The sequence below is a fragment of the Candidatus Desulfolinea nitratireducens genome (assembly GCF_982879505.1).
This window is the reverse complement of sequence record NZ_CEYOSI010000107.1, coordinates 1-10,933: the sequence shown is the minus strand read 5'-3', so window position 1 is coordinate 10,933 and position 10,933 is coordinate 1. Positions and strand designations below refer to the sequence as shown.

The window sequence follows — 10,933 nt, the reverse complement described above, 5'->3', positions numbered from 1 at the left end:
AATGGGAATTGACCGAAGAAGAACGCGTTCAAGAAATCGAAACCCAGGCAACTGCCAGTCTGTTATGGGCAATGGATGCCCCTGAAGCCATTTTACGTCTTCTACTGAACGAAGAAGGAATCAAACGCCTCTATGAACCACCAGACAATTATGATCCTGAGGAACAGGGGGAATGGTCATCGGAATATCTTACGTTTGGTTCTAAGCGCTCAATTAAACTTGATTCTGTCAGTCGGGAACATGAGGCTCTGTACCTGGTGTACAAAATTGACGACCTTGGCTATTGGGAGTTTGAAATCACCCCAGAGCGCGTTGTTATCGAAAGGATTTAGAAAGAGGGAAACTTTTGGTTTGAAAAAAAAAGAGCATGTGGAAAAATTGAACTGCACCCTTTTTTATTATTCAAAACAATATTTACTCAATAAATATTTCGACATGCTCCCCATCTTCTTCATCGATCACGTCAATGATCTTCCCTGTCATACCTGATTGCAGGGCTTCTGCAATATTATCCATCTCAACCCCATCGATTTCAGGTGCAAAATGTGCCCCGATCTTCATCCCGGCATCGACCAGGCTCAAAGGAATTTGCACAGAGGCTTTCGAACGTCCTGTCTTGACATCTGTCACCCGAACACGCAGCCAACGTGGTGCAGCAGCCCGATGATGGGCAGCACTCTTGGCCTTTTGACTACTCCCTAAAAGTGAGAGAAGTTTCGCCCCCTCTTCGGCCGAGATCTTCTCCTCTTCAATCATCCTCAGTATTTTCATGCGTTCTTCTGTGGTAGCCATCATCATATTTCTCCTATCAGGCAACAAAAACCTGAACGTGATCACCATCTTCATCATCTAGCACATCAACAACAAGCTGTGGCTCTCCTATAGGACTTTCTTCCAAAACTCTGAGAAGCTCATTCACAATAGTCTCATTCAGATTTGGAATATAATGTCCAAAGTTTCGTAATACCCATGCACCCAAGCCAAAAGGAAGAGGAAAGCCCAATGAAATATCTCTCTCTACCGAATCAGGGGAGCGCTTTATGGATACAAATAACCAATGAGAACGATGGCCTCCCGCTGCCAAAGCAACCACCAAAACCCCTAAAAATAATGGGAACCAGGCGCAATAAAACCAAAAATTAAATCCCGAAGCCTGCATGGCCCAATACATGATTAGACCGCCCAAGACGGTGAACCCTACACCAATCCACATGGGGATATACCAATAGCTTCGAACTCTTGACGCAACTTCATCCAACCCATCTAAAGGGTCAAATCTGGAATTTGGGGCTGCCTGTGCTCGATAAGGTGCCTCGTCCTCAATGGAATTGTCGTCCAAAGCTTCCAACAGATTCACCCCCTCTTCAGGTGTTATTTTTCCTTCTTCGATCATCTTCAGGATTTGTTTTCTTTCTTCTGATGACATGATTTTATTCCTTATTCAAGTGCCGAAAGGAGATTCTCGGCCTCTTCAGCTGTGATTTTTTTCTCCTGAAGCATTTTTAGGATTAACAGGCGTTCATCCCCGGAAACTGGCTCAGCGCTATTATTGCTATCAAATCGATGACTTACCATTCTCACTGCTCGTCGGGCTTGCCGCTCAGCTTTTTGGGCTTTGCGGCCCGCTTTACCCGCTTGATTCATTGCCTTACGTGTGGCAGCTTCGACTTTGTGAGAAATTTGATCAGCAAGATCAGTTGGAACTCCTGGCAAATCTGCACCGATAAATGGTAAACCAATATCGAAATCGGCAAGAGAATCCCACTCCCCAGATTGTGTTGTAACGAGCAAATCTCCACCGGCGGATAATGTCATTTTGGCGGAAGCAGACCCTAAAGTGATATGCTGCAGGTCTTGATCTTTATCGAAATCAGGGAGGTTTACATCCAAATTACCACTAGCAGAGAGGTTTAGTTCCACATCTGAATCTTGAGGCAGGCGGAGTAAAATATCGCTTCCTGCACTGAAGGAATATTCTGCTCCCTCTTTGGGCGTGATAAAGAGGACCGCATCGCCACCGATTTGAGCCTTCAGGTTCCCCTGAAGTTCGCGTAAATGTAAGTCGCCGCCAAGATTACCCAATTGCATGCTTCCACCAATATCCCGGATAGAGGCATCGCCACGCGTTCTCTCAACCTGGAAATCGCCCTTGCTGTGACGCAAAACAAGATCTCCTTTGATCTCACCCAATTTTACTGATCCTACATTGCGCAGGGCGAGGTCTCCTCCCATTGAGTCGATCTGCAGAAAACCAGAAAGGCTGCGAAGGCTGGCATCGTTTTTAATATTATAGATTTTAATTTGGGCGGCATTGGGAACTGAGAGGATCAGATCGTTATCACAAGAGAGGGTAAAAACTCCATCTTTATCCACAAGTTCAAGTTTCTTCCCGTTGGTTTTTGCTTTAATTTCGTTATTATCCCAACCAGTGAGTCGCAGATCGCCAGGAACATTATCAATGACGAGGGAGGGCGTTTTGCTTGTTGTTAGCGTTTCGAATTTCATATTATCCTTCCTCACCACCGAGAATGCTCATGGCTTCTTCGGCAGAAATTCGTCCAGCATCGAGGTCCTCAAGGGTGGTGCGGCGTTTTTCGCCTTTGATATCATCCATCATCAGATCGTCTTTACCGGGTTCATAACCCATTGCCCGAATGACTTCGTGCAATCGATTTCGGATCGTTGGGTATGAGAGCTTTAGTTCTGCTTCAACACGAGTGATCTTCCCTTCGCAACGGACAAAAACTTCGACAAATTCCATTTGCTCTCGAGAGAGGCTAGAGAAAGGGCCTGAGAAAAAACGCCCATCGATGGTTGTATTACAGGAGGAGCAATGCAGGCGCGTAACGACAAGTTCATCTTTGCAAACGGGACATTGCGTAAGTGCAGGATTCATAAGATATTCCTCATTTTTATTCGTTTTAGACAGCCTCAGGGGCTATCTCCCTTTCGACATGGGGTTTTTTCTCTGTAGTTTTTCGATGGAGCCAAAGAAAGCCAAAAGTAGCGAGCACTCCCACGATCCCGACTGCGTACCATAGTATACGCTGATCGGGGGCGTTATCCAAGACCATCCCAGCCAGGAGCGGCCCAAGCGCAAAAGGCACCGCACCGGAGATTCCAAAGATAGCCATATAGCGTCCGCGCATATCTTCCGGTGAGAAATGCGCAACCAAGGACTGCGCAACTGGAGCAACAAGCATCTCTCCAACGGTCAGGATCACCATGGCCATTGCAAAGAAAAGTGTGGTTGCAACAAAGCCGTACATAACAAAACCGATCGTATATAGAACCATTCCAGCTGCCATCATCAACATCGGCGGTTTATTTTCGATTTTACGCATAATCGGGAATTGGAACAAGACAACCATGAGTGCATTCAGACTGAGCAAGGCACCATATCTGGCCTCTGAAACACTAAATGTATCCCGCAGAAAAACACCGAGGGTGGTATTCAAGTTCATATAAACCAATCCCATTAAGATGCTTACGCCGATGAAAGCAAGGAATAGATAGTCACGGAAAACAAGGGCGTAGCCGCCAAAGGTCTGGGAGACATTTTCCTCTTCGGCACCTGGAGCTGTCTCTGGCTTGGTCTCAGGGATCAGAACAAATACCAGGGCGGCAACGATCAGGCTGATGACGGCATCCGTAATGAAAAGTAATAAGTAGGATCTTGCGGCAAGCAGACCGCCGATGGCGGGACCGATGGTGACGGAGAGATTAAATGCGACTCGCATAATCCCATAGCCCTGCGCCCGTTTCTTTTCTGGAAGTAAATCTGCCACCATTGCCTGACGTGCGGGGCCACCGATATCGATCACGCCAACAAGAGCCGCCAGCATGAAGAAAACTGTGATCGAGTTAACCAACCCCATCAGAACACTGCTCAAGGATGTTGCAATCAAGGCGAAAATGACGATTTGCTTACGTCCAAAACGATCAGTAAACGCGCCCCCCAGGATACTTCCGAATAAACTGGAAAGAGCGTATATTGCAAATAGGATCCCGACTTCCGTCATCCCAATCCCAAACTTGGCCGTGAGATATAAGGCAAAAAATGGGAAGAGCAAGGCTCCCCCCAAACGGTCAACAAAAGTAATCCCAACCAGCATCCAAAAAGTGCGGGGATATTCGTAATAAATGGATTTCCAGCGTTCTAATTGATTTTTAGTAACAACTCAGGCATCTAATCAGCTTGAACAGAGATGAAAGCGGGAAGGAAAGGGTTTCCAAGAAAAGCCAAACGTAATGCTTCCAGAATCGGCTGATCATTCTTACGAGCCGTTGAAAGATACCCACGGATTTTACAGAAAGATTGGGCACCCATATCCGTCCGAAAGCAGCCAGAAACTTTCTGTTTGACTTTCGTCATGCGGATATCCCGTTCAGCCAAATTGTTATCGAACGGCACCTTAAAATCGTGCATGAAAGCTAACACACCCGTTTGATGTTTTTTTAGCCTATCCAAAAGGTTCTTTGTTGGAGTCTGTTTTTTGCGACCTCGTTTCTTAACCTTTGGTTGATCATTTTCTGGTGGTGGCGCATTGGCTTGTAGTCCTTTTTCAATTATTCGAAGGTAGTGTTCCTCAAAACCCGCTTTCTTTTGCTCAGCTAACTTGGTTTGTTTACGATCTTTCGCAACGTCAACTTCTTTTTTGATCTCCAGGAGCAATTTCGCCATTTCTGGGGCCCAATCTTCTTCATATCGCTCTTCGATAAAAGCCAGACTGCGCAGATGGTGGGCATTGCACAAACCATGCTTGACGTTCTCGTATTTGAAATAGGAACTGTAATCGTCATGCACCGCAGTCCCTTTTCGATTAGGCATAATCCCAATAGCATCTAGCGCTTTGGAGCCCCGCTTCGGGTGGATCGCATAATGGGTTAATCGCTCAGTACTGCTGGAATGTAACCATTGTAGTTTTCCCGCAGTTCGAAGACCGGTTTCATCATGATGGGTTACATATTCATGCGCTGTCAAATGTGCTTTGATTTTCTCATTGACCAGGCTTACCTGTTGAGCCAACTTCAAACTCGACGAGATAATCGTTCCTTCGCTGACTTCTTGCCCATATAGATCGACCATGATCTCCGCTACCCGTTCAATCGACACAAAGTGATACTGATTGAAATACACCATTTGCGCTTTTATGCCTGGCCCATACTGAATCGGTTGCGTCACCATAGCTGGAAACTCAGCTTTGTTTTCCTGACCACATGCTGGGCAGGGTTTGATTTCTGCCTGATGCTCTGTGATCTCAACTTGTACAATGGGCAGATCTAATACTTGTCGACGCTCATGACCTTGAACTGCTACGCTCTCTAGTTCATGCTGACAGTATTGACACTGCCAAACCCGATGCACTTCCACTCGATCCGGGTTCTCTCTCATCTTCAATGTATATCCTTTGTGCCCAGATTGACCACCGCTTTTCTTGCCACTTGGCTTTCGCAAGCTACGAGTTCGTGGTTTCTTCAGACCATCGCTTGAGGGTGGCTTCCCACTGTTTTGGCTGTTCTTTGCTAATTGGTCTTCCAGTGCCTGCACCCGTTCTTGCAGTTTCTCAATGGTTTCTTGTTGCTTTTGGATCACTTCTACCCAGCTTGTTGCCTGATTGATAATCAACGCAACTATGGCGGCTTCGCCTTTGAGGTAGGCAGCATGGATTTCTTCTTGTCTGGGCAACTTTAGGGTTTCCATGCTCCAATTCTGACCGGTTTGCACGTTTTTGACAATGGTAAACTTCAACTCAGATTTAGACCTGAGTTGTTACGATTTTTAATCATATACCTATTCCAACGAGACGTTTATTGTTTGGTTGAAAATACCAGTTGCGTATCTTGCCGGATTGTTGGGCGAGTTTCTGGCCAAGGTAAATTAATATTGCGCCCATATACCTTCGGACTAAATTAATTTTTTTCTTCTTGCCAACCATGGTGGAAAGGCGATATTCCTGAGCAGCAGATTCAAGTTCTCGCTGTCGAGCAAGGCGGTATTCGTAATGATTATTTAATGTAGGAACCATTTCATTTCTCCTTACTTATTCCTATTTCTAAGAAACCATTTCAATTACATCAGCATTATACACATTATATTTAGCATGTCAAGGTTATTTATTAATTTTTTCAATTTTCTTATGTTTATATTAAGTTTTCGGTTTTATTCGTAAGAAATACAATTTTCCACAGAATAGGCTGTAAAAACTCTCTATGATCTACAAAAACATTTTTGAATTTAAAATAAGACCTTGACGCAGAACGCATGTTCGAGTATTATTTCATAGCACAAATGAGCGAAATTCGTTATGGAGGTGTTTTATGGTACGCAAATCTAAAGGACTTGGTGAGCGCCACAAAAAAATTCTGGCATTTTTGAAGACTTACCAGGAACGTACGGGTTACCCCCCCACAATTCGCGAAATCGGTGAGGATACTGGTATTTCGTCAACTTCAGTGGTTAATTATTATTTGGATCAATTGGAAAAGATGGGGAGGATCGAACGTCAACGGAAGATTTCACGCGGGGTTCAATTGGCGGGAGGCAGTCCTCTTGGAGAAATGTTCAAGATACCGGTAGCAGGTCGAATTGTTGCGGGCGAACCGATCCCGGTTCCAGCTTCTGACTTTAGCTATTTCGACGCCGAGACATCCATTGATATTGCGCGCTCGCTTCTTCCCAGTCCCGATAAAAGCGAAGGGCTTTTTGCCCTGGAGGTTGATGGCGATTCAATGATTGATGCGATGGTCAATGATGGCGATATTGTTGTTATGAAATCAACTGGTGGCATACAGCCAAATAATGGCGATATGGTTGCTGTTTGGCTCCCCGAACGCGATGAGACAACTTTGAAGTATTTCTACAAAGAAAAAGAAGGCTATAGACTTCAACCTGCCAACCCAACAATGGAAGCTATTCACGTAGACAAGGATGAAGCCCTGGAGATAAAAGGCAAAGTTGTCATGGTTATCCGCCAAATTGAGAAAACTGTAATTTAGTGAATTTGGCAATAAACTAAATAGAAAAAGCGGCTCTTGATAGAGCCGCTTTTTGTTTAAACTTTGGTTGAAAAACTATGCCAGCTCGACGGTTGCGCCAGCGGCTTCCAGTTTTTCTTTGGCGTCGGCAGCAGCATCTTTGCCAACCTGGGTCAGAATCTTGGAACCAGCGGCTTCGGCCAATTCTTTGGATTCTTTGAGACCAAGGCTGGTCAATTGACGAATAGCTTTGATAACATCAATTTTCTTGGGACCAGCATCTTTGATGACAACATCAAATTCAGTCTTTTCTTCAGCAGCTTCAACAACCGGAGCAGCGCCTGCGGCAGCAACAGCGACCGGTGCAGCGGCAGAAACGCCCCATTTTTCTTCCAATAATGTAACCAACTCAGCGGCTTCGAGAACGCTCAGCGTGCTCAGTTCGTCAACAATTTTTTCGAGATTTGTAGCCATATAAAACTCCTTACTATTCTATAAAATAGTGATTTAAATAGTTTCTTCCGCTAAGCAGCGGCTGGATTATCAGAATATGCTTTGAGGACTGCTGCCAACCCACGAGCAGGTTCCGCAACTGTACGTACAAGCTTGCTGGCCGGAGCCTGCAAGACACCCAGTAATTGGGCTCGTAAAACGGCCAGGGGGGGCAGTTTCGCAAGAGCAGAAACTTGCTCAGGGCTGAGTATCTCAGATCCCAAGTAGCCGCCTTTGAATTTGAACGCTTCAACTTCTTTTGCCATTTCAGACAAGGCTTTTGCTATTGATGCTACATCTTCAAATGCGAAACCGATCGCGGTGCTATTATCAAGATAGCCATCCGGGACATCAAAATCATTGGCTTTGAGTGCCAATTTAGCCAATCGGTTTTTAACCACATGAAACTCACCACCAGCCTCACGGATTTTAAAGCGAGCTTCTTCCATATCTTTTACAGACGCGCCTTTATATTCCATCAGGATCAGGGCCTGGCATTGACTCATCCATTCTTTATATTGAGCCAATACTTCTTCTTTGCGTTGCTTTGTTAGTGCCAAAGGTAACCTCCTTTCATAAAAAGTCTTTGCCTATCAACATCCACAGGCAAAGACTTTCTTCTCTCAAGGGAGATCCCCCGGAATGGGGGAGAACTTTCGTTCAGTCCTCGTCTGGGCAGGGAATTAAGCTCTGTTGAAGGAGCACCTGCTTTCTTCGGCGAAGTGATAGGTTTTTCGTAGGCGATAGAGTAAAACTTACTCCGTTGCTTCTAAGGATTGGGCCTGATAGGCATCAACTTTCACGCCGGGTCCCATCGTCGAGGCGACGGTTACCCGCTGAATATAGTTACCTTTTGCAGCGGCAGGTCTTGACTTGACGATCGCATTCATCAAAGACGTGAAATTATCAAGTAATTTTTCTGCGCCAAAAGAGGTTTTGCCAATCGGGACATGGATATTTGCGGTCTTATCAAGGCGATATTCCACACGTCCGGCTTTTGATTCTTCAATAACACGCGGCAGATCTTCGGCGTTGACAACTGTTCCGGCTTTAGGATTTGGCATCAAACCACGCGGGCCTAGAACACGTCCCAGGCGGCCAGCCTTCCCCATCATATCAGGGGTTGAGATCGCGACATCAAAATCGGTCCAACCATCCTGGATTTTCTTCATCGCTTCATCATCATCTGCAACGAAATCTGCGCCAGCATCACGGGCAATTGTAGCGCCTTCGCCAGATGCGAAGACCAATACGCGAACGGTCTTCCCCAGGCCATGAGGCAGGTTGACTACATCACGCACCTGCTGGTCAGCTTTACGGGGGTCTAGTCCCATACGCACATGAACCTCAACGGTTGAATCAAAACTTGTGGTCGAGGTTTCTACCGCCAGTTTCATTGCATCGCTGGGAGTGTAGAAGTTATCTCGATCTACTTTGGCCGCTGCGGCCCGGTATTTTTTTCCATGCTTTGCCATAATACTCCTCCGTGGTACAAGCGGGCTTTGGCTAAAAAGCCTTTTGCCCTCCCACCAGTTATTAGTCTACTACAATAATGCCCATACTGCGGGCAGTGCCCTCAATTTGCAACATCGCGCCTTCGATGTTGATCGCGTTCAGGTCTTTCATCTTGGTTTCTGCAATTTCGCGTACTTGTGCGCGTTTCACAGTTCCAACTTTTTCGCGATTCGGCTCACCAGAGCCTTTTTCAACACCGGCTGCTTTACGCAAAAGCTCCGCTGCAGGAGGGGTCTTTAAGATAAAGGTGAAAGACCCATCAGTGAAAACGGTGATCTCAGCAGGGAGAATTTCTCCCGGGCGGCTGGATGTGCGAGCATTATATTCTTTGCAAAATGCCATGATGTTGACACCATGACCAGCCAAGGCGGGGCCGATCGGAGGCGCCGGATTGGCTTTGCCTGCTTCAATCTGTAACCGTACAATTGCTTTGAATTTCTTTGCCATTTTTACTCCTCTGTGGTTTTGACGGACATTTGATAACGTCCTCCCACTTTTTTATCCAGCAAGCTAAATGCCTGCCGGGGGTTGATATTTATGCTTTTTCTACCTGTAAAAAGTCAAGCTCAACGGGGGTCTCACGACCAAAGAAGCTGACCATAACACGTACCTTTGTGCGTTCCATGTCGATATCTGCGACAACCCCACGAAAATCGTTGAAGGGTCCGTCAACAATGCGGACACGCTCGCCAACCTTGAAGGCAACATTGACCATCGGGGAATCGGATTCCATGCGCTTGATGATCTGGGCCACTTCTTCCGGGCGCAAGGGCGTGGGGAGATTACCCATGCCAACAAAACCAGTCACTCCCGGGGTGTTGCGAACAACAAACCAGGATTCTTCGGTCAGGATCAAATTGACCAGAACGTATCCGGGAAAGATATGGCGTTCTACAGTGCGTCGTTTGCCATCTTTGACTTCAACTTCTTCCTGCGTTGGGATGATGACATCAAAAATCATGTCTCGCATCCCCATTGATTCGATACGCTGCTCAAGATTATGGCGAACTTTCTTCTCATAACCTGAGTAACAATGGACCACAAACCAATCGGTTGGATCCTCTTCGTCAGGAGGGATTTCTTCAGATTCGGAGGATATCTCTTGTTCAGAAGCAAGCCCCTCATCCGTGGGCGGTTCGACAATGTCGCTTAAAGGGGAAACCGCTGATGAGTTTTCCAACTCTTCAGCTTTCTCTTTTTCGTCGACCACCTCGTCGAAGTTTTCTTCTGGATTCTGAACGTCCATGAAAGACCTCTATTCCAAAATACTAGATACCAAGCAGAAAATTCATTAAACGACTGGAAAGACCACTCACCAGGCTAAGGAAAGCACCTGTGAAGATCATTGTAATAATCACGATAACGGTCAGATTCATCGCTTCCTCGCGTGAGGGCCATGAAACTTTTCGAAGTTCTCCAGTAGTTTCGCGAGCGTACCGTTGGATAAAATTTTGCTTTTTGCTTGTTTTTTTCTTTGTAGCCAAAAGCTTCTCCTTCTTTCTAGTGACGGATAAAACGCCGCCTCATACTCTTTTTTTCTGAGAGGACGGCGTTATTAGACAGGCCAGGCAGGAATCGAACCCACAACCTACGGTTTTGGAGACCGTTGCTCTGCCAAATTGAGCTACTGGCCTATAGGTGTCAGTGTCACTTACCAGATCGTACGCGACACTGACACTGGTTATTTCGTTTCGCGGTGCAACGTGTGCTTGCGGCAGCGTGAGCAGAATTTCTTCAGCTCGATGCGACCAGGATCGTTGCGGCGGTTTTTCTCAGTTGTATAGTTTCGCTCTTTGCACTCATCACAAGCCAGCGTGACAACAGGGCGAACGCCTCTTTTTCCAGACATATCTTTTCACTAATACAATCTTTTTACAGATCGTCCTTCTATAATTAAAGTAGTTTGGTGATCACACCAGCGCCGACGGTCAGACCGCCTTCACGGATG

At 46.1% G+C, this 10,933-nt stretch carries 16 protein-coding genes and 1 tRNA gene; 2 read left to right on the top strand and 15 right to left on the bottom strand.

The annotated features are described in order from the left end of the window. The coding region (locus AC3DOM_RS10565; protein ID WP_487919012.1) for a hypothetical protein at positions 1 to 332 on the top strand (332 nt) is incomplete at its 5' end. Between the two features lie 82 nt (positions 333 to 414). Here AC3DOM_RS10565 and AC3DOM_RS10560 read toward each other — a convergent pair. The 7 genes from AC3DOM_RS10560 to AC3DOM_RS10530 all read right to left on the bottom strand — a co-directional run bounded on the left by AC3DOM_RS10560 (position 415) and on the right by AC3DOM_RS10530 (position 6,029). Next, the gene (locus AC3DOM_RS10560; RefSeq protein WP_487919011.1) at positions 415 to 795 is read right to left on the bottom strand and encodes an SHOCT-like domain-containing protein; all 381 of its coding nucleotides are present in this window, start codon (positions 793 to 795) and stop codon (positions 415 to 417) included. A gap of 13 nt (positions 796 to 808) precedes the next feature. Continuing rightward, on the bottom strand, positions 809 to 1,426 hold the full coding sequence (locus AC3DOM_RS10555; RefSeq protein ID WP_487919010.1) for an SHOCT-like domain-containing protein: 618 nt from the start codon (positions 1,424 to 1,426) through the stop codon (positions 809 to 811). 11 nt (positions 1,427 to 1,437) lie between these two features. Next, positions 1,438 to 2,505, bottom strand: coding sequence for an SHOCT-like domain-containing protein (locus AC3DOM_RS10550; RefSeq protein WP_487919009.1), 1,068 nt, complete (start codon positions 2,503 to 2,505; stop codon positions 1,438 to 1,440). Position 2,506: 1 nt separating this feature from the next. Next, positions 2,507 to 2,896, bottom strand: coding sequence for a DUF2089 family protein (locus AC3DOM_RS10545; protein ID WP_487919008.1), 390 nt, complete (start codon positions 2,894 to 2,896; stop codon positions 2,507 to 2,509). Positions 2,897 to 2,921: 25 nt separating this feature from the next. Continuing rightward, positions 2,922 to 4,115: an MDR family MFS transporter gene (locus AC3DOM_RS10540; protein WP_487919007.1), complete on the bottom strand. Its 1,194-nt coding sequence runs from the start codon at positions 4,113 to 4,115 to the stop codon at positions 2,922 to 2,924. 74 nt (positions 4,116 to 4,189) lie between these two features. After that, the gene (gene tnpC, locus AC3DOM_RS10535) at positions 4,190 to 5,704 is read right to left on the bottom strand and encodes an IS66 family transposase (protein WP_487919006.1); all 1,515 of its coding nucleotides are present in this window, start codon (positions 5,702 to 5,704) and stop codon (positions 4,190 to 4,192) included. A gap of 82 nt (positions 5,705 to 5,786) precedes the next feature. Continuing rightward, positions 5,787 to 6,029 carry a hypothetical protein gene (locus tag AC3DOM_RS10530; protein ID WP_487919005.1) on the bottom strand — a complete coding sequence of 81 codons (243 nt, stop codon included), beginning with the start codon at positions 6,027 to 6,029 and terminating at the stop codon, positions 5,787 to 5,789. A 292-nt stretch (positions 6,030 to 6,321) separates the two neighbouring features. Here AC3DOM_RS10530 and lexA point away from each other — a divergent pair, with 292 nt between their 5' ends. Continuing rightward, entirely contained in the window at positions 6,322 to 6,999 is a 678-nt protein-coding gene (gene lexA, locus AC3DOM_RS10525) for a transcriptional repressor LexA (protein ID WP_487919004.1), read from the top strand. A gap of 75 nt (positions 7,000 to 7,074) precedes the next feature. Here lexA and rplL read toward each other — a convergent pair whose 3' ends face one another. From rplL to rpmG, 8 genes are all read right to left on the bottom strand, one after another. After that, positions 7,075 to 7,452, bottom strand: a complete 378-nt coding sequence (rplL, locus tag AC3DOM_RS10520) for a 50S ribosomal protein L7/L12 (RefSeq protein WP_487919003.1) — start codon at positions 7,450 to 7,452, stop codon at positions 7,075 to 7,077. Positions 7,453 to 7,502: 50 nt separating this feature from the next. Continuing rightward, a complete protein-coding gene (gene rplJ / locus AC3DOM_RS10515; protein WP_487919002.1) occupies positions 7,503 to 8,030 on the bottom strand; it encodes a 50S ribosomal protein L10 in 528 nt (175 codons plus the stop codon). A 195-nt stretch (positions 8,031 to 8,225) separates the two neighbouring features. Continuing rightward, positions 8,226 to 8,945 carry a 50S ribosomal protein L1 gene (gene rplA / locus AC3DOM_RS10510; protein WP_487919001.1) on the bottom strand — a complete coding sequence of 240 codons (720 nt, stop codon included), beginning with the start codon at positions 8,943 to 8,945 and terminating at the stop codon, positions 8,226 to 8,228. Between the two features lie 61 nt (positions 8,946 to 9,006). Further along, a complete protein-coding gene (gene rplK, locus AC3DOM_RS10505; RefSeq protein WP_487919000.1) occupies positions 9,007 to 9,432 on the bottom strand; it encodes a 50S ribosomal protein L11 in 426 nt (141 codons plus the stop codon). An 88-nt stretch (positions 9,433 to 9,520) separates the two neighbouring features. Continuing rightward, the gene (gene nusG, locus AC3DOM_RS10500) at positions 9,521 to 10,231 is read right to left on the bottom strand and encodes a transcription termination/antitermination protein NusG (protein ID WP_487918999.1); all 711 of its coding nucleotides are present in this window, start codon (positions 10,229 to 10,231) and stop codon (positions 9,521 to 9,523) included. 22 nt (positions 10,232 to 10,253) lie between these two features. After that, positions 10,254 to 10,469 (bottom strand): preprotein translocase subunit SecE, encoded by a 216-nt coding sequence (secE, locus tag AC3DOM_RS10495; protein WP_487918998.1) that lies wholly within the window; start codon positions 10,467 to 10,469, stop codon positions 10,254 to 10,256. Between the two features lie 76 nt (positions 10,470 to 10,545). Then, positions 10,546 to 10,619: transfer RNA gene (locus AC3DOM_RS10490), tRNA-Trp, on the bottom strand. Positions 10,620 to 10,666: 47 nt separating this feature from the next. After that, positions 10,667 to 10,834, bottom strand: a complete 168-nt coding sequence (gene rpmG, locus AC3DOM_RS10485; protein ID WP_487918997.1) for a 50S ribosomal protein L33 — start codon at positions 10,832 to 10,834, stop codon at positions 10,667 to 10,669. Positions 10,835 to 10,933 lie beyond the last annotated feature (99 nt).